Below are 19,466 nucleotides of genomic sequence, written 5' to 3'. Positions count from 1 at the left end.
GAGTGATGGTTGTTAATTGAAACAATGGCTGTCGTCGAATCTTCAAGCCTGCCGCAACAGATAAAACTAAATTTTTACGTCCATGTCGTTGCGGACAGCTAAGATTCAGTTGCCCGGCATGCCGGCTTTTTTCGCGGCTTCCGCATACATCAATTCCTGAAGCAAATTGCGCGTCACCTGGATACGCATTTTCTTCAAATGCCGGTCAGCGACCACGCCCGGCACTTCGGCGTCGGTATAAACTTTGCGAATTTCGGCCAAGGTCGGCTCGCAAGATTTAATAATCACATCGGTGGCATTGCGGCTTTCCATCTTGGCAAACTCGGGTTTTTGCATAGTATCCACTACACATTTTTTATACGTGTATTGCGCTTGCTGAATTTTCTGAATGGTCTCGTCTTTTAGCGTGGTTTCGTTCCATTCTTCCTTGGCTTCTTCGGCACAGGCCAAACCTGCGACCATCATCAATGCAACTACTAAACGGTATGTCATGATTTGCTCTCCAATCGGGGCGTAATAATGGCTGGCGATTTTACGCGATGCTGGCTGAAATGAACAATCAGTCGGAAGCGGCAGGCGGTCAGAGCAGGCTAGGCCTAGTCTGCGAGTTCACTGCGGCAAGTAGCTGACTCACCCAGGCTCCGAGCAAACTCACGTTTTAATGCCAGAGTACTAAGATACCAGGCAAGGAGTTAAAAGCGACGACAAGGGGGCAGAAACCCGCCAATTGAAGGTTTCTTGAGAACATTGAGGAGCCCGAGCTGTGAAGATTACGAAAGGCTTGAGCTCATTTTCGACATATCCTCTGCCAGGGAAACACAAAAGTGATGGGCGGAGCTTGGTCTGTAAGGGGGAAGCGACGTCGATTTTGCAGACCAATAAAGCAAAAACGCATCGCCTCCCTATCTATTTTTAAAGGGTTTGCATGGCGACAAAAACCCACCATATAAGGGCCGGCGGGGGTTTCTTGCAAATGACCGTATATTTTTACTGCGAGAAAACCAAACGAAATGGTGCGTTAAAACTCAGTGATCGCACACATGCCGAGACGAACCGGCTTGATTTTGGCCTTGAGTAGCATCAGGCAATAAAGGCATGGCTTCCGTTATTCCCTCACCGCACTGTTTCATTTGCTGCATGGCCTTGTTGGCCGACGCATCTTTACCAAATTCCATCGCTCTCGCCATCGCTTCATCGCGTTTTCCCGCCTCGCATAAGCTCTTCACCTCGGCACTCATTTGTTTGGCCTGCGCTTGAAAGGCCTGCATGTCCGCCTTATCAATGTTCTTCACGCAGTCTTGCATGGCTTTCATTTTCTGCATTACTTGCTGCATTTGCGCTTTATCCATATTTTTAAACGCATCGTTTTCAGCCGCAGCGGCGATTGGGACCAGTAACAGCATCGTTATCAATAAATTTCGCATGATTTTCCTAAAAATAATGTACGTACCTTGGAACTGTAGAAGTGTTCTACGTGGATAGCAAGCACTGACGATAACCCCGACGAAATTCCAGGGCTAGAGTGTTGTCGTGACAAGAATGCAGACTTTGTCGGATCCACGACATCGCTTGGCAAGTTGGCTTGGAGCAACAATCCCAATCAATCCATGATCTTCGCACGCATTCGGCCATTTGCTCAATTGGCCTCATTCTTGAATGCCTGATAGCTTTCGCCATCAGCAGCCCAACAATGGAACACATTTTTCCACTGCCCCGCCCTACGCCTACGCAGGCCAAACCAAGCAACCCAGTGCTACACGCAGGCCATCGCTACAGCATAGACACACAAAAACTGGCTGATAACCGACTCGGCGATGTGGAGCATGATCTGCAAAACGGCTTGCTCGGCGATTACCTGTTAAGCATCGAACGGGCTGAGGTAATGCCCGTGGAGACTAAACAAACACCAACACAGGCATTCGTTTGGAACAACGATTTACGGAGCCCACCGCTCATAAGTTGCTTAGCCCTTACCAGCGCTGACCCGCAGTTGCCCAATCAGAATCGTTTGACCTTGCTTGACATCGGCATGCCCGCGCCGACAGTAAGCTTGGCGGACGATATGCCAACCCTAAGCATTGCGCCTCATTTTGAACTGGAATGGGACACCGCCGGTTTTTGCAGCCAACTGGGTGTGTTGCAGTTGGTGGAGTCCAGCCGAACAGCACATTTTGCCGACGGCGAAACGATGACTTTAGTGGATACCGAGACTGAAGAAGGCGGCCCGGTTTTGTATCTGTCCGGCAAAGCAAGGCCTTTGCCGGTCACGCCGCTTGGTCCGTTTCAACAGCAAGGCCAGCAGCAAAAACTGCTGTTCAGCCAAGCCGTGGCGCAAGCTATTCCGTCTGAAATTGCCGGCAATGCCGTCGCATCGATTAGCGTTTTGGAAAAGTATACGGTGTATTTCATGCAAAACGCCGGACCGGACCGACCGGATCTTTATATTTGGGTACCGGTGCATTTACCTATCGTTTGGGGTTGGAGTATTCGGGTGCAGCAACGCTATGACGGCGTGTGGGATATTTTCCGCAAGAAATTGATCATGCCCAGCGCCTCAACCGAAGCGCCGAGACTACCCTTATGGCAGAGCAACTCCTTACTGTGCCAAACGACGCAGACGGCATGATGCCCATGCTGGACGTGGCGATCATTGGCGCCGGCCTGTCCGGCTTGTCCTTGGCTGAAAAACTGCTTCGGAAAAAATCCAACATCGGCGTGTTTGAAGCGCGCGAACGCTGCGGCGGCAGAATTTTATCCGCATCCGCTCCTGCCCAGGTTTTTACCGCAGACCTGGGCCCGACTTGGCTGTGGCCAATGGATCAACCGCTCATTACGGCATTAGCAGAACGCTTGGGATTAACGCTATTTCCGCAGTGGGACCGCGGTCAAAGCTTATATCAAGTACAAGCGAACGCCATACCAGCCAGCTATATCGACACCCAGACGCACGCGGATGCCAGACGGATTGCCGGCGGTTGCCAACAATTGATCGACGGCCTATTGCAACACATACCCGAACGCGTTCTGCACCTTGGACATCGGTTGCTAGGGCTGAGCGATCAAGGTAGTCATGTCGATTTAACATTCGCAACCGATAACTCGGTGAATACCATCCAGGCTCGCCAAGTCGTGCTGGCCGCGCCCCCGCGATTGCTGGCTAACAGTATTACCTTCCAACCGGCATTAGCGCTCGGTTTGCTGTCTCTGATGCAAGACACGCCTACCTGGATGGCCGGACATGCCAAAGCGGTGCTGGTTTACGAACAGGCGTTCTGGCGCCTACAAGGCTATTCCGGCAACGCCATTTCTCCTTATCCCAGTGCGGTGTTGGCTGAAGTCTATGACGCCTGTTCACACGATACGGGAACCTCGGCCCTGTTCGGCTTCTTTGGTTTGCCAGCCCAGATTCGCGAACAGTATCAAGACAGCCTGTCGGCGTTGATCGTTCGGCAAATGGTCGGCCTATTCGGTCCTGCCGCCGCCAATCCATTGAGTGTGGTGATTCAGGATTGGAGCCAGGAAACTTTTACCGCGACTTTAACGGATCGCGCCCCTACATTCGAACACCCTTCCTACGGCCACCGCGCTCTGCAATTGGACCATTGGCAAGACAAACTGTATTTCTGTGGAACCGAAACAGCCAGTAGGTCTGGGGGCTATTTGGAAGGCGCATTAGAAGCCTGTGATCGGGTTTTTACCGCATTAACACTCTAACCTAAAGGACTTTGTCATGAACAATCCAACGCTTAACGCTAAAAGCATCGGCGAATTTAGCCGATTTATAATCGAGCAGAAAGCCAATATGAAGAAGCAATACGATCAATTATTGGCCCATGACCTATCGCATCAACAATGGGACGGCTGTTTTCAACGCAATGTACTGATCGTCTTGGAAAAAACCTATCAAGACGCCCTGGCTAAATTGCAGACCTTACCGTTCGATCACGCCGGCAGCACGGTCAATCAGGGCTTGGCGGATCTTACCAAATCTGTATTGACGGTATTCGACGGCTTCATCGACGAATTTCTGTTGATCGTAGTGGATAAACATCGCACTTCCTGCGCCTTATCCAATTTCCCCGATGAACACAAACCCGATCAGGTTTACCTGAGCACGGTGCGTAGCGATATCGCCTTACTGTGGCGGAACTTTGCCTTGGACATTAATGCTTACTTTCTGGACTGCCGTTAAGCAAAACTTTTCCGACAGGATAATTTATGAAACTCTACATGACACCCGGCTCCTGCACCACCGGAATCCATATTTTACTGGAAGAGCTGGATCTGGTTTTTGAAGCTCATCTGGTAAATTTAATGGCTGGCGATCAGCATCAAACCGATTATCTGGCACTTAACCCTAAAGCCACCATTCCCACCCTGGTCCGAAATGACGGTACCGCCTTGACCGAATTCCAAGCCATCGCCTACTGGCTGGCACGCAGTTATCCCAAAGCCAAACTGTTGCCGGGCGACGCGGATGGCGACGCAAAAGCTATCGAGTTGATGGACTATGCGGTCGGTACGCTTCATGGCCAGGGCTTTGCGAGAATTTTTACCACGGAGAAATTCACGCCCAATCCTGCCGATCACGAGGCGGTTAAAGCGCAAGGACTGGATATTGTTAATAAAGGTTTTGCAATATTGAATGAACAGCTACCTGCCGAAGGCTACGCTTTGGGTGCATTCAGCATCGCCGATGCTGCGTTGTTTTACGTGGAGTTTTGGGCGGATAAAACCGGCGTAACCCTGCCGGACAACTGCTTGAAACACTATCGCTTGATGCTGTCGCGTCCGGTCGTTAAACGCGTGCTGATGGAGGAAGGTTATAGAGTGGACTGACCTTCATCTCTGCACCATCTGCTCGATAAGCAAAAACCGCCTGCTCCAGGTATTCGATTTACGGTGCGAAATAATTCGCACCCATACCCATAAAGCAAGCCGCATTAATCCAATATCCCTTCATTTTTACAAGGTGACTAAATCGTCGCCAACGCACTATTCACAAGACAAGCGCCGGATTTTCAAGGAAAATAGCTCCATCTTTACCGTTCGCTGCATCGCATGTACAAATATGAAGGCCTGGTGGTACACCAAAGCCACGACGACGAGGGCATCATAGAAATCGTTGATAAGGAAGGCGTCAGGGCCTTGCACTTTGGCTCGCATGCCCGACAAAGCAGTATGCTGCTGGCCGAACCAGACCGACTCCATTCCCTGTACGCACGGGCCATGATGGCCGGCTTGATGTTTCACGACACCCCCCGCGAAATACTGATGATAGGTTTAGGCGGCGGCACCATCGCCAAATTCATGTTGCATCAATTTGCCGATTGTCGACTCAAGGTGGTGGAATTTCGCGGCAGTGTGTTGAAAGTGGCGCGTAGTCATTTCGGCCTGCCATTCGACCCGCGCCTGAAAATCAAGATCGGCTGCGGCGCGCAGCATGTGCGTCAGGCCAGCCAGGTACAAAGCGAGCAACACGACTTGATCCTGATTGACGCTTACGATCACGACGGCATGGCTCCGGAAGTGAGCAGCGAAACTTTTTTCGACAATTGCCGAACCTTGCTGACCAAGAACGGTCTGCTGGTGATCAACTTATGGGGCACTGACAAGGACATGTTCCAGCAAGTGGTTTGGAATCTAGGCCGCATGTTCGATAGGCGCATGTTGTTTTTGCCGGTGCGCAATCGCGGTAACGTGATCGGTTTTGCCTTTGGCGAAGCCATGGCAAAGCCTGGCGTGAAACAGCTGATCGACAAAGCCAAACAGCTTGAACAGTTATATCAGCTGGAGTTCCCCACCTATCTGCTGGACTTAAAACGCCACAACCCTAACGTCTTCAACCGGATTATAAAATCGTGATACACAACGCTCCCAACATCTTCGGCTATAAAAAATACTGGGCGCACCGCTTCGGGCCGGCACCGGAATTGCCGATGACGCTGGCTGAAATGCAGCAATTGGGCTGGGATGCCTGCGACGTGATCTTGGTCACGGGAGATGCCTATGTCGATCATCCCAGCTTCGGCATGGCGGTGATCGGCCGGGTGTTGGAAGCCCAGGGATTCCGTGTCGGCATCATCTCGCAACCGGATTGGCATAGCGCCGAAGACTTTAGACGACTGGGCCAACCCAAGCTGTTTTTCGGCGTGACCGGCGGCAATATGGATTCGATGGTGAATCGCTATACCTCTGACAAGAAAATCCGCTCCAACGACGCCTATACCGCCGATGGTGCAGCCGGCAAACGCCCGGACCGTGCCGTGAACGTCTACGCCCACCGTTGCCGCGAAGCCTATAAAAACGTCCCCATCGTCATCGGCGGTATCGAAGCCAGTTTACGCCGTATCGCCCATTACGATTATTGGTCGGACAAAGTGCGTAAATCCATCTTGCTGGATTCCAAAGCCGATTTACTGGTCTACGGCAACGCCGAACGGCAAGTGGTGGAAATTGCCCAACGCTTGGCAAAAGGCGAAACCATTGCCGACCTGAAAGGCATTCGCGGCACCGTACATTTTGTGAAACAGGTGCCTCAGGGCTGGATGGAGAAAGACTCCACCGACATCGATAAGCCGGGTGCGGTGATTTCGCACGTCAATCCCTATCAGGAAATGCCGGCATGTGACGATAAGCCTGAACTTGCGGCAGATGAAAAGGTTATCCAATTCAAACCCATCGCCAATAAGCAGCGCACACAAACCGTCATCCGCTTGCCGGATTACGAAGCAGTAAAAGACGATCCGATTCTATACGCACATGCTTCGCGAGTGATGCACGGCGAAACCAACCCCGGCAACGCCCGCGCCTTGATTCAACGCCACGGCAACCGCGAGGTGTGGATCAATCCGCCACCATTACCCCTCACCACACCGGAAATGGATGGCGTCTTCGACCTGCCCTACTCCCGGCTACCGCATACGCAATACGGCAAAGCGAATATCCCCGCCTTTGAAATGATCCAGCATTCCGTGCTGATCATGCGTGGTTGCTTCGGCGGTTGCAGCTTTTGTTCGATTACCGAACACGAAGGCCGCATCATTCAGAATCGTTCCGAAGATTCGATCATTCGAGAGATTGAAGCCATCCGCGACACCTCGCCCAACTTCACCGGCCATATCTCCGACCTGGGCGGACCTACCGCCAATATGTGGCGCTTGGCCTGCAAGGATCCGAAAATCGAAGAATCCTGCCGCAAACCATCCTGCGTCTACCCTGGCATCTGTCACAATCTGAATACCGATCAAACGCCGCTGGTCAAGCTTTACCGACGCGCTCGTAAGTTGCCGGGCATCAAGAAAATCTTCATCGCCTCAGGTCTGCGCTACGACATCGCCGTGGAAACACCGGAATACGTCAAAGAATTGGTCACGCATCATGTCGGCGGCTACTTAAAAATCGCCCCGGAGCACACCGAGCAAGGCCCACTGTCGAAAATGATGAAACCGGGGATGGGCACTTACAACCGCTTCAAACAGATGTTTGATAAGTATTCGAAAGAAGCGGGTAAGGAGCAGTATCTAATCCCCTACTTCATCGCCGCCCACCCCGGCACCGAAGACAAAGATATGCTGAATCTGGCGCTATGGCTAAAACGCAACGGCTTCCGCGCCGACCAGGTGCAAGCCTTTTTGCCCTCACCTATGTCCATCGCCACTGCCATGTATCACTCCGGCAAAGATACCTTGCACAAAGTAGCTCGCAACAGCCCTGAAATAGCGATTCCAAAGACCATTAAGCAGCGGCGCTTGCACAAGGCATTTTTGCGCTATCACGATCCGAAAAACTGGCCGTTGCTGCGGGAGGCCTTGAAAGATATGGGGCGCGCGGATTTGATTGGTAATGGTAAGCAGCATTTGGTACCGAGTTTTCAGCCGAAAACTGATGTTATACCGTTCAAAAACGAATCTAGAACAAAGCAGTTTAGAACGAAGCGCTGATCGTATTAAATTTAGACTCTGCTTAGGCTATGAGAATGGTTAGTACATGACTACACTTGGAAGCATGTTTTTACGATCCAATTGAAAAGGTCACATGTGAACAATCAAATATATGTAACACAACCGTCATTACCACCCCTTGATGAATTTATTCCATACTTACAACAAATTTGGGACAGTAAAATACTGACCAATGGCGGGCCTTTTCATCAACAATTTGAACAAGCACTTTGCGATTATTTAGGCATTAAATATATTTCATTATTCACTAATGGCACTATAGCTCTAGTTACCGCATTGCAATCGTTACGTATTACTGGAGAGGTTATCACAACGCCGTATTCATTCGTGGCAACCTCGCACTCCCTACTATGGAATGGAATAAAGCCGGTATTTGTTGACATTGCTCCCGATACACTTAATCTCGATCCTACAAAAATAGAGTCGGCAATCACTCCGCAAACAACAGCGATAATGCCAGTACATTGCTACGGCCACCCTTGCGACGTCGATGCTATTCAAAATATTGCCGACAATTACAACCTCAAGGTTATCTATGATGCTGCTCACGCTTTCGGAGTAAAAGATAATGGAGGTAGCATTCTAAGACATGGCGACTTATCTGTGCTGAGTTTCCATGCCACCAAAGTATTTAATACTTTTGAAGGCGGAGCTATCGTCTGTCCAGATGCAAAAACCAAACAGCGTATCGATCACCTCAAAAATTTTGGCTTCGTAGATGAAGTGACTGTAGTTGCGCCAGGTATTAATGGCAAAATGAGTGAGTTTAACGCTGCTCTTGGACTTTTACAGCTCAAAAGCATTGATCAAGCATTAAATAAACGTAAAGCTCTTGACGCTCATTACCGTAAAGGATTGGCATTCATAAAAGGTATATATTGCTTATCGAATTCCCAAGAAAAAACAGCCAACTATGCCTATTTCCCTATTCTAGTGAGCTCAGAGTATCGGCTTAGCCGTGATGAGTTGTTCCAAAAACTAAGAAACAAAGGCGTTTATGCTCGCCGCTACTTCCATCCGCTAATTAGCGAATTTCCAATGTATAGAGGCTTATCCTCTGCTAATCAATCAAATTTGCCAATTGCAAGCAAAGTTGCAACTGAAGTAATTTGTTTACCAATTTATCCAGATTTGCACCACGATCAGATTGATTTTATTCTCGAAGTAATCACCAAGGAAAATGAATGAAAAGCTTGGCCGTCATGCAGCCATATTTTTTTCCCTATATTGGCTATTGGCAGCTGATGCATGCAGTAGATCGCTTTGTTATCTATGACGATGTAAATTACATTACTCGAGGATGGATCAATCGTAATCGCCTATTAATTAACGGAAAACCTAATTATATTACAGTACCTTTAAATCGGGCGTCGCAAAATAAGCATATTTGCGAAATACAGATGCTATCATCAAACTGGCGAAATAAAATATTGAAATCTATTGAGATAACCTATAAAAAGTCTCCATTTTATTGCGAAGTATTCCCAATAATAGACAGAATAATTCGCTATAAAACAGATAGCCTATCAGATTATCTGCGAAACCAACTAGAAACACTTGCGTCTTTTTTATCAATTAAAACTGAATTTCGATTGTCTAGTTTATCCCATAAAAACAATGCATTATCAGGCCAAGAGCGAATCTTAGATATATGCAAGCGCGAAGGCGTCACAACTTATATTAACCTGCAAGGTGGTCAAGATTTATATGATATTGAAGCCTTTCGCGCTGCAGATATTGACCTACGAATTATTGTGATGAAACCTTTCACTTACAAACAGAGATCAATAGGCTTTACTCCCTCTCTTTCCATCATTGATGTACTGATGGAGGTTGGACCAGTTGATACTAAAAACCACTTAAATGCTGTCCATTTAATATCTAACGAAAAAAAAATATTGCAATGATAAATATTGTTATTATTTCCTCCACCAATGGAGGGGTTCTTAGCAACCTTTTGGAAAACACTTATTTTAGAGAACGCATCAGACATGTCGTCTCAGATCGCAGATGTGGGGCTATTGAAATAGCAAAGAATTTTGGTATACCAACAAAGGTTTTTGAATCAAAAAGTGCAAGTAAGTTTTCTAACTCTTTGTTAGAAGAATATAAATCAAATCAACCTGACCTATATATATCTTTTTATACTAAGCTTTTTAAAGGTGAATTTCTATCAGCCTCAAGAAACAGGCTAATTAATCTCCACCCATCGATTCTACCAGCATGCCGAGGACTAGACGGCTTTGGTGACACAATAAAATCAGGATCAAAGTTTATTGGCGCAACGATTCATTTTGTTAATGAAGGGATAGACACAGGTTATCCTTTGATTCAATCTGCAACGCCATTTAATCCAGAAAAAAGCATTGCAGAAAATAGACACCGTATCTTCATTCAGCAATGTAAAATGATATTGCAAGTATTGAGGTGGTGGGAGGAGAATCGCATACAATTTAGTGACGAAGGGTATCCAAAAATAATTAATTGCTCTTATCACGTTGGAGAATTTTCACCAAATCTAGATTTCGATGAGGCCATGAAATTCGATGCAATAATGCCGAACACTCTAGCTCAAACAACCTAAATTCAAAGTCATATTAACCCAATACCACCAGCACATCCGACTTCTAATTAACTTTACTGTGATCATTAAATGCAACAAAAATCAGAATAAGATGAGATGACTTGCTCTAAAGTGCTAGTCTAAATAGAACAGGTACCTATCGTAACGCAGCCAATAAATATATAATTAAAAACATATCCAACCAAACTTGAGCTTAAAAGAATTGCAAAATTTAGAATCAAAAGGGATAAAAGCATTTCTTTGGGATTTCTCGGGAAAAACCATCAGACAAATAATTGGATTTATTACATCAATTATCCTCACACGCACATTAGAACCAAAGGATTTTGGCTTAATGGCACTAGTTATAGTAATTATTGGCATAACAAATATATTTAACGATTTCGGGCTGAGCAGTGCACTTATTCAGAAAAGAAAAACACTACAAATACATTATTCTTCTGTTTTCTATTTTAATATAACAATAGGTCTATTACTAACATCGGTAACATTTTTATCGGCCAACTTGATTGGGTTATTTTACGCTAATGAAACGCTAACTCCAATAACGAAAGCAATGTCCCTATTATTCATTATAAATGCTTTTGGTAACGTTAGCACAATAAGACTTCGCAAAGAATTAAGCTTTTCAGCACTAACAAAATCCAACTTATTAGCTACTTTACTAAGTGGTAGTCTGGGCGTAACGCTAGCCTTACATAACGTAGGCGTATGGAGCCTAGTAGCCCAAGCGTTATCAATGGCATTCTTTTACAATATTATTATTTTGAAGGTCGCCAAATGGACACCTATTTTGAACTTTTCGTGGAAAGCACTTACTCAATTATGGGGTTTCGGCTTTAGGATGTTTTTATCGGCAATAATTGCTTCAATATTTGAAAGAATAGATATACTAGCCATTGGAAAGATAGTTACATCGGCGACACTAGGTTACTTTGAACGCGCCAAGTCTCTAAATGCCATGTTAGTTCAATACTCATCCGGGAGCCTCATAGAAATATTGTTTCCAGCTTTAAGTAAAATTCAAAACGATTTGCCAAAGTTTCAAGGTATCATTCTAAAAATGATCGGAATAACTAGTTTTGTTTCATTTTTTTTCACCGGAAGCTTATTCTTAATTTCAGATGAAATAATAATTATGCTGCTCTCAGAAAAATGGTCACCGTCTATTGAATTCTTTAAATTATTTGTCATAACTGGATATAGTTATCCTATTAGCGCTATTTTGGTAAGTGCCTTGAGTTGTCGTGGCAATTCAAGATCATTCCTTCGCCTAGAAATATATAAGGCGGCAATATTAAGCATAAACATTGCCACTCTATACCTTTCGGGAGTTCAAGCATACCTATACTGCATGATCATAAACTCTCTATCCATGCTTCTATTAAATATTTTATTTACATCCAATGAAATAAGAGTTCCTTATATGAGCATTGCGAAACCAATTATAATCCAAATGCTAATTTCAATTATATCTGTGGCATTTGCTATATTTTCGTCAAGAATAATTACAGAAAACCTCACACATTTTTTTATAATCAAGCTATTGATTTTTACCCTTCTATATCTTTCCGCCAACAGCTCAATTAAAACTGACGCTTATATATATTTAAAAAAATTGTTATTCATGTTAAAAATACACGAGAATGAAAAATAGATTCATTATTTACTCACCTGAATTTAATGAAAACATAGGAGGTTCCATTGCATTACACCGACTTTGCCATTTTCTAAATCTGGAGGGCGAGACTGCGTTAATATGGCCTTTTGACAAGCCGGAGTGGATATATCCACAGCCGATAAAAAGTATTTGCGCATTATGGCATAGCCTAAAATACGGCAGACTAGAATATAAGATATCCCGAAACCTTATTACGCCAATAGCAAATTACTCCGATTTAAAAGACGCTATTATAATTTACCCAGAAATAATTGGCGGAAACCCCCTATTTGCAAAAAAAATTGTCCGCTGGTTTTTACACAAACCAGGCTTTCATACCGGAACAGTAGATTATCTCGAAAACGAGTTGTATTTTTTTTATCAACAAGCGTTCAATGACAAAAATCTTAATAAAGATGGAGATAATTTATTGCAAATAATTTTCTTACGCAACGACATTTATTACCAAAGTAATTTTGGGGAAAGAAAAGGTACGTGTTACATCCTGAGAAAAGGTCGTGGCAAAAAAATAGTACATGACCTCACTAATTCAATATTAATTGACGACTTGCCGCACAAGGAAATCGCAGATATTTTCAACTCCGTTGAAATGTGTATTTCGTATGATTTGCATACCATGTATTCTGAGTATGCTGCGTTATGTGGATGCACAAGCATTGTTATTCCCGAAGAGGGATTAAGCAAAGACCGATGGAGATCAGAGGAAAGCAAACGTTATGGCATTGCATACGGATTTGATGACATCGATTACGCAAAAAATACCAGACAGCATCTATTGCCAACCCTCATAGAACAAGAAAACATTTCAAGAAGAATGGTGAAAGACTTTATAATCAAATGTAAAAAACACTTCAAATGAATCTCTGATTAATTAGCTGTATCGAATTTAAGCGCCAGTCAACTCAATGATTTGCGCATCAACCAAAGGCTCCCAAAGAAAACTAATAAATCACAGCAGTTTTTATTTATAAAATCATGATTGACGCATAAATACTCAAAACTTGGCTCCCTCCATACTACTATAACAACTCGATATATCATACATAAAGAGCTTTATCGTTGAAACTAAGTTTTTGGATAGTTTTTCCATTTGAAATAATTGGTAACATTTAAGAAATATGCATCGCCAAATGAAAGAAATTCAATTAAAAAAAGCCGTAACAGTATCTGTCTATTCAAAAGGTTGCACAACGGATGCATGCTCTGTTATCAGACTTCTTTATCCTATATCATCACTTAACTGGAATATCATTTGGAATACTAGAAAAAATTGCCTAAAGAAAAACTTTGACATCAACCCAACTAAAAATGCAGATTTAATCATTATTCAACGAGATTTTCCAAGCAAAAAAACCGCAGAGCTATTATTATATTTATTAAACATAGGGATTCCCGTTGTTTACGATTTAGATGATTTACTTCTCGATAATCAACCGGAACACCCTCGTATTTTTTATTTTAAGACAGTTTCACCATATATTAAATGGCTAATAAAAGAAGCTGACTTAACTACTGTTTCAACAGCACCATTAAAAAATGAATTAACTCCATACACTGACCGACCCATTCATGTAATAAAAAACCTCGTAAACTATAACTTATTCCTCAGCAAAGCAAGCCCGCACCACGATAAGTTTAATATACTGGTATCAGGAACAGCCACACACCAAGAAGACTGGGCGATCATAAAGGAACCTGTTTTCGAAATATTAAAAAAATATAAGGATCGAGTTAATGTAGTTTTCTTCGGGGATGCCCCAAAGGCCTTTCGTAACCATCCATCAGTTAGAAGCATCGACTTCAAACCAAACTACAAAGACTATGCTTCTTGTCTTAAGGAATTGGATATACATATTGCGTTAGTACCACTAAAAGACACAAAGTTTAATCAATGTAAAAGCAATATTAAATGGCTCGAATATTCTGCCGCTGGCATTCTCGGAATTTATAGCGACATTACACCATATTGCTCATGTATTAATAACGGCCTAAATGGTATTCTAGTGGAGAACAACCCTAAATCTTGGTTTTTAGCAATTGAGAATATCCTTCTTGGCAAGATAAAAACAACTACAATGATAGAACATGCACAAGAGGAAGTTTTCTATAAATATTCAATTGACAATTCTATAGACATATATTCACACCCCTTTCAAACTATTTTAAATATTGCCCCCCCCCTAAAAAGATCACCCTCTCCGCCACCCGCGCGTGCTTTTTTGACTATTTATTATAATCTAATTGATAAAGTACTAATATTATATAAGATATTCTCTAAAATAAAAAATTAGCACCTAAAAATAATTCTGCTAAAATCCAACAGGATTACCCATAGGCCTCAGCCAACTTGAGCAATCACCCAGGCATAACAGGTAAAGCACTGCCCCTCCTCCAAGCAAATCCTATAATAAGTCATGACTAGCCAACAAAACGACCTTTTAGATTCCATTTTTGAACGCTGCGGCCAACGCTTTGATCTATTAGTTAATCCGTTTCTGGCTATATCAACTGGGGAATTGTCCGTCAGCTTTTGAACCAGGCCCACACCAAGCTATATAAATCGTCAGCAGAGTGAACACGCAGGGATCTCTTTCTAACAAACATTCAAATCGCTTATTGTTTGGCGGCCTCCACCCTCTCTGGGCACCGAACGACTTAACCGAAACAATATTTACGAATTTAATCTCCAATACACTAGTATCATGACTAATCTTGGCCAAATGACAACTACTGAACGTCATCCCCCATGCAACACAAGCTATCGTTTTACAAGAAGTATAACTAGGCATCAATTCCTTGGTTAAAATCAACGTTACGTCCAGGCATTGACGATTTTTAAATCTTTAGAGATATTCCCTAAATATGATTAAAAAAGCTAAAGCTATTTTACTTAAAAAAGGATTTTTTGGATTAGCAAGATCCATCTATCTTTATTTTCTTAATATATCACTATATCAAGCCAAGTGCTTTCCAGAATTACGGCATTCGTTTAAAGGTAAAATAGGCATAGAAATTGGGGGACCGAGCTCAGTATTTATGAAAAAAGAAGTTTTCCCAGTTTATTCTGTTGCATCTCGAATTGATAATTGCAATTATATGAACGAGACGACTTGGGAAGGTACTATTGAAAACGGACAAGCATTTTATTTTAATCCCAAGAAAAAGCCAGGCTGGCAATTCTTTTTTGAAGCAACCAACTTGACGAATATTGCATCGAATTCTTATGATTTTCTATTATCATCACACATGCTCGAACATTCCGCAAACCCAATTCTGGCATTATCTGAGTGGATCAGAATATTGAAAGATAATAGCTTATTAGTAGTATTGCTTCCGCACAAAGATGGCACTTTCGATCATCGCCGACCGGTGACCACAATGGAACATCTTATTTCTGACTTTATGGCGAATACTGGAGAAGATGACCTTACACATATGCCAGAAATTCTTGCATTACATGACTTAGAGCGTGACCAGCAAGCTGGCGACATAGACTGCTTTAAGGCCCGTTCTGAACGAAACTTTGAGAATCGCTGTTTTCATCACCATGTTTTTGACACCCATCTTGCCGTTAAACTCATTGACTACATGCAATTAAAGATTATAGCGGCTGAAGCTATTGAACCGTTACATATTTTGGTTGTAGCTCAAAAAACTAGTCAAGGCGATTTAATTGACAATTCTGCGTTCACTTCCGACTCAGCCCATTACTTTAAAAACAGCCCATTTAAAACTGACCATTCAATAAATTGAGCATGCTATTAAGCAGTAAATTTATAGGGCATACTAAAAATTACTCATAAATCGTGCGTATTATCAAAAAAACGCGAGTTTTTTTTCAGTCCATCCCTAATCCCAGTCAATATATATTTTGCTTGCATTTTTCCATTTCCATCAAAAATACAAAAATATAAAAATGTAAATATAATTTTCAATGAAGCATTAAGAATCCAAGAAAATGGCACATGTTCAAACTTCCATAGCCAAATGGCGTTTCTTACTATTGTATAGTGTCTTTCCGGGGACCTATGCGGCATATTGCGCCAACCGAAAAACCAATAACGACATACTTTATCACCCATATAATGTATCAGATGGCTTTTGCTACATAAACCGTAGCATTTAAATCCTAAATATCTAACCCTCATATACCACTCTGTTTCCACGTGGTCTATAAAAAAATTTTCATAAAAAGAGCCGATAGTTTCCCAGTGCCTTAAAAAAATAAGACTACCCGACGAATTAAGAAATTCACATTTAATTAGATTTCCTAAATTAGTTTCACACCCAATTTTTTTCCAAACACCCCATTTAAGCAAAGCAAACTTGGCATAACTATTTGATCTAGGGTCGTACAAGCGTGGACCAACCGCCGCTGTTTGCGGCTCAGTCTTCGAAAGCAGATTTGCTGTGCCTAGCATTTCCTCAAGCAAACCATCCTGTGGGATACTATCCTGATCTAACAAAAGCGCGTATTTATGACTATCCTTTATCGCTTGATCGACCCCAATATTTAAGGCTTTGGCAATACCGTAGTTTGTTTCCAAACAAATCAACCTAATCCGATCAGAGTGCTGTTTAGCCAATTCCCTTACATAACCAGTCGACTCATTGGAATACCAATTATCTACAATATATATAGATACATGCGACTTCAACAATTGTGAAATCACCGAATAAAATATATTTCTATCTGGATTGTATGTGACTATTACGCAAGCTATCTCAGCTTTGACACTTTCCTTAACTTCAAAACTCATTTGTCTCGTATCGAATTTGACTCTCTGTATAAATTAACGAATTTACTAGAGATTGTTAGCCAATCGTAATCTTGTGCAGCTTTGCATGCCTTTATGCTCAAGGTCTCTCGGAAATTTTTATCGTTAAGTAGTTTTTCAATGGCGGCGGCAATTTCAATAGGTTTGCCTGGATTTACCAACAGCCCAGTTTCTCCATGAGCTATGACAGAGCTAATTCCGCCGACATTAGTTGTAATGATCGGTAAGCCGCTCGCCATCGCTTCCAATAACATTACCCCTTGACCTTCAGTATCGCCTTGGATATCGATAATGGACGGTGCAATAAAAATATCGGCAGCAGCGTAGTACCCAGGCAACTGCTGGTTCGGAATACGCCCCAAAAAACGAATCGAATTTACGTGTTGAATGTTCCTCGCCAAGCTTTCGAGTTTTTTACGCTCATATCCGTCACCGATAATCCACAATTCAGTTTGTTTTCGTAATATCTCTGGTAGCAACACATAGGCTCCCAGTAAATCGGCTACACCCTTTTTTTCCACTAAACGTCCGACAAACAACAGCACTAGTTTTTTCGGGCCATTTCCCATCAGCGTTCTTTCGCAATCTGCGCCTGCAAATTTCTTGCAGTCAATGCCCATCGGAATTATCTGTGGTTTGGGTAGATCAGAACCTACAGCAGCGGAAGTTGCACTAGTATTGCTGGTCCATGCCGAGCAATTTTTGACGGTCCAACGTTTTATAGCTCCGACAAAAACCCCCTTCAATGCAAAGGCGTCACCACCGTGCGCAGTAACGATTGCTGACACCCTAAATAATTTACTTAACAATACCGCCACTGTGCCTTGCGGAAAAATCCAGTGGGCGTGTATCAACGACGGCCGCTGGACAACCATAATCCAGGCCGCAGTCACAGTCATGGACATAATGAAAAAAGGCACCTGCAAAAACAGGCATGGCGCCGCCCGCAAGTTGGGTAAAATCCCCGAACCGTAGGCTAACATTTGTAGCTTACGCGGCCAAAAATAGCGAAAATGCTGGCAGACTATACCGTCAGGTTGCGTAGTGGCTTGGACTTCCGGATGATCAGGGGAAAGGATATGAAGACTAACTTTCTGGTTGGCCAGGGCTTCCGCTAAATAGCGCAAGAAAACCGAAGCACTGTCGTCTTTACTGCGAGGATAACTTGATGTCAGCCAAAGTACCTTGATAGGCTTATCCTTGGCTGACTGAGCACTCATACAGAGTCTTAGTGTTAACGCACCAAACTCAACAACACGCCCGCGGCCACGGCGGAGCCGATCACACCCGCTACGTTGGGTCCCATGGCGTGCATTAACAAAAAGTTATGCGGGTTGCTTTCCAAGCCTATTTTATTGGCTACCCTGGCTGCCATCGGCACGGCGGAAACACCGGCAGCGCCAATTAAAGGATTAATCGGCGTACTGCTGAAACGATTCATAATTTTTGCCATTATTACGCCACTGGCGGTACCGATAGAAAAAGCGACTGCGCCCAGGCCTAAAATACCCAGTGTCTCCATTTTTAAAAACGCCTCGGCGCTCAGCTTGGAGCCAACCGACAAACCCAGAAAGATCGTGACGATATTGATCAATTCGTTCTGCGCGGTTTTGCTCAACCTGTCCACCACGCCGCTGGCATTCATCAGATTACCCAAGCAAAACATGCCGACCAGCGGTGCCGCCGACGGCAGCAACATAGCGGTCAAAACCAGCAGCATTAATGGAAAAACGATTTTCTCCGCCTTGCTGACTACTCTGAGCTGCTGCATTTCTATCCGCCGTTCTTGCTCGCTAGTCAATGCGCGCATGATGGGCGGTTGAATCAAGGGCACCAATGCCATGTAAGAGTAAGCCGCCACGGCAATCGCCCCCAACAATTCAGGGGCCAATTTGGACGCTACATAGATCGCTGTCGGGCCGTCGGCACCGCCGATGATGGCAATGGCTGCGGCTTGCTTAAGCGTGAAATCCATGCCCGGAACCGCATTTAACGCCAGAGCGCCGAATAGAGTCGCAAAAATACCGAATTGCGCAGCGGCGCCCAAAAACAGGGTTTTGGGATTGGCAAGCATCGGTCCGAAATCGGTCATCGCTCCGACACCCATAAAAATCAGCAGCGGGAATATGCCGGCCTTGATACCGCCATACATATAGTAGAGGATACCGCCCTCGTCTATCATGCCGGCAACCGGGATATTACTCAGCACCGCACCAAAGCCTATGGGTAATAACAGTAAAGGCTCAAAGCCTTTCTTGATAGCCAGATACAACAATAAAAAACCCACCGCCATCATAATGACTTGCGGCCCGGTAACGTTATAAATACCCGTGCTTTCCCACAACAGTCTAAGATTTTCCATGGAGTATGTATTAAATCGGTTGTTTGATCAGAATCACTGATACCCGCGCCAGCCAGCAGCGTGGCGCGAATAGCTGATCAGAGGATTACTTAGATCT

18 protein-coding genes are annotated in these 19,466 nt (G+C 44.0%); 13 read left to right on the top strand and 5 right to left on the bottom strand.

Annotated elements, in window-relative coordinates; genetic code table 11:
• Positions 1 to 105 precede the first annotated feature (105 nt).
• Together ACR64Q_RS07685 and ACR64Q_RS07680 are read right to left on the bottom strand one after the other, a co-directional pair.
• On the bottom strand, positions 106 to 492 hold the full coding sequence (locus ACR64Q_RS07685; RefSeq protein ID WP_026604469.1) for a hypothetical protein: 387 nt from the start codon (positions 490 to 492) through the stop codon (positions 106 to 108).
• 533 nt (positions 493 to 1,025) lie between these two features.
• A complete protein-coding gene (locus ACR64Q_RS07680) occupies positions 1,026 to 1,424 on the bottom strand; it encodes a hypothetical protein (protein WP_020482043.1) in 399 nt (132 codons plus the stop codon).
• A gap of 266 nt (positions 1,425 to 1,690) precedes the next feature.
• On the opposite strand from ACR64Q_RS07680, the gene ACR64Q_RS07675 reads away from it, so the two are divergent.
• The 13 genes from ACR64Q_RS07675 (at position 1,691) to ACR64Q_RS07615 (ending at position 15,982) form a co-directional block, all read left to right on the top strand.
• A complete protein-coding gene (locus ACR64Q_RS07675; RefSeq protein ID WP_026604468.1) occupies positions 1,691 to 2,626 on the top strand; it encodes a hypothetical protein in 936 nt (311 codons plus the stop codon).
• Entirely contained in the window at positions 2,581 to 3,714 is a 1,134-nt protein-coding gene (locus ACR64Q_RS07670) for a flavin monoamine oxidase family protein (protein WP_313734159.1), read from the top strand. The genes ACR64Q_RS07675 and ACR64Q_RS07670 overlap by 46 nt, the downstream gene beginning before the upstream one ends.
• A 16-nt stretch (positions 3,715 to 3,730) precedes the next feature.
• Positions 3,731 to 4,192 carry an amine oxidase gene (locus ACR64Q_RS07665; RefSeq protein WP_313734157.1) on the top strand — a complete coding sequence of 154 codons (462 nt, stop codon included), beginning with the start codon at positions 3,731 to 3,733 and terminating at the stop codon, positions 4,190 to 4,192.
• 26 nt (positions 4,193 to 4,218) lie between these two features.
• Positions 4,219 to 4,839, top strand: a complete 621-nt coding sequence (locus tag ACR64Q_RS07660) for a glutathione S-transferase family protein (protein WP_313734155.1) — start codon at positions 4,219 to 4,221, stop codon at positions 4,837 to 4,839.
• A 222-nt stretch (positions 4,840 to 5,061) separates the two neighbouring features.
• Positions 5,062 to 5,865, top strand: a complete 804-nt coding sequence (locus ACR64Q_RS07655) for a spermine/spermidine synthase domain-containing protein (protein ID WP_313734153.1) — start codon at positions 5,062 to 5,064, stop codon at positions 5,863 to 5,865.
• A complete protein-coding gene (locus ACR64Q_RS07650; protein WP_313734152.1) occupies positions 5,862 to 7,943 on the top strand; it encodes a YgiQ family radical SAM protein in 2,082 nt (693 codons plus the stop codon). The genes ACR64Q_RS07655 and ACR64Q_RS07650 overlap by 4 nt, the downstream gene beginning before the upstream one ends.
• Positions 7,944 to 8,039: 96 nt before the next feature.
• Entirely contained in the window at positions 8,040 to 9,152 is a 1,113-nt protein-coding gene (locus ACR64Q_RS07645) for a DegT/DnrJ/EryC1/StrS family aminotransferase (protein ID WP_026604462.1), read from the top strand.
• On the top strand, positions 9,149 to 9,871 hold the full coding sequence (locus ACR64Q_RS07640) for a WbqC family protein (RefSeq protein WP_026604461.1): 723 nt from the start codon (positions 9,149 to 9,151) through the stop codon (positions 9,869 to 9,871). The genes ACR64Q_RS07645 and ACR64Q_RS07640 overlap by 4 nt, the downstream gene beginning before the upstream one ends.
• Entirely contained in the window at positions 9,868 to 10,548 is a 681-nt protein-coding gene (locus ACR64Q_RS07635) for a formyltransferase family protein (RefSeq protein ID WP_483823299.1), read from the top strand. The genes ACR64Q_RS07640 and ACR64Q_RS07635 overlap by 4 nt, the downstream gene beginning before the upstream one ends.
• Positions 10,549 to 10,735: 187 nt before the next feature.
• Positions 10,736 to 12,205 (top strand): lipopolysaccharide biosynthesis protein, encoded by a 1,470-nt coding sequence (locus ACR64Q_RS07630; RefSeq protein WP_313734151.1) that lies wholly within the window; start codon positions 10,736 to 10,738, stop codon positions 12,203 to 12,205.
• Positions 12,195 to 13,088 carry a hypothetical protein gene (locus tag ACR64Q_RS07625; protein WP_026604458.1) on the top strand — a complete coding sequence of 298 codons (894 nt, stop codon included), beginning with the start codon at positions 12,195 to 12,197 and terminating at the stop codon, positions 13,086 to 13,088. The genes ACR64Q_RS07630 and ACR64Q_RS07625 overlap by 11 nt, the downstream gene beginning before the upstream one ends.
• 271 nt (positions 13,089 to 13,359) lie before the next feature.
• Positions 13,360 to 14,520, top strand: a complete 1,161-nt coding sequence (locus ACR64Q_RS07620) for a glycosyltransferase family protein (protein ID WP_026604457.1) — start codon at positions 13,360 to 13,362, stop codon at positions 14,518 to 14,520.
• Between the two features lie 571 nt (positions 14,521 to 15,091).
• The gene (locus ACR64Q_RS07615) at positions 15,092 to 15,982 is read left to right on the top strand and encodes a methyltransferase domain-containing protein (protein ID WP_313734150.1); all 891 of its coding nucleotides are present in this window, start codon (positions 15,092 to 15,094) and stop codon (positions 15,980 to 15,982) included.
• Positions 15,983 to 16,026: 44 nt separating this feature from the next.
• On the opposite strand, the gene ACR64Q_RS07610 is transcribed toward ACR64Q_RS07615, so the two are convergent.
• From ACR64Q_RS07610 to ACR64Q_RS07600, 3 genes are read right to left on the bottom strand one after another with little or no spacing between them, the layout of a single operon-like run.
• Positions 16,027 to 16,989 carry a glycosyltransferase family 2 protein gene (locus tag ACR64Q_RS07610; RefSeq protein WP_026604454.1) on the bottom strand — a complete coding sequence of 321 codons (963 nt, stop codon included), beginning with the start codon at positions 16,987 to 16,989 and terminating at the stop codon, positions 16,027 to 16,029.
• Positions 16,986 to 18,227, bottom strand: coding sequence for a glycosyltransferase family 4 protein (locus ACR64Q_RS07605; protein ID WP_026604453.1), 1,242 nt, complete (start codon positions 18,225 to 18,227; stop codon positions 16,986 to 16,988). The genes ACR64Q_RS07610 and ACR64Q_RS07605 overlap by 4 nt, the downstream gene beginning before the upstream one ends.
• Positions 18,228 to 18,241: 14 nt before the next feature.
• Positions 18,242 to 19,369: a sodium ion-translocating decarboxylase subunit beta gene (locus ACR64Q_RS07600; RefSeq protein WP_026604452.1), complete on the bottom strand. Its 1,128-nt coding sequence runs from the start codon at positions 19,367 to 19,369 to the stop codon at positions 18,242 to 18,244.
• Positions 19,370 to 19,466 lie beyond the last annotated feature (97 nt).

This window comes from Methylomonas sp. 2F7, assembly GCF_057126975.1.
Note: the sequence above shows the minus strand (reverse complement) of the source record. Positions and strands in the feature narration are given on the sequence as shown.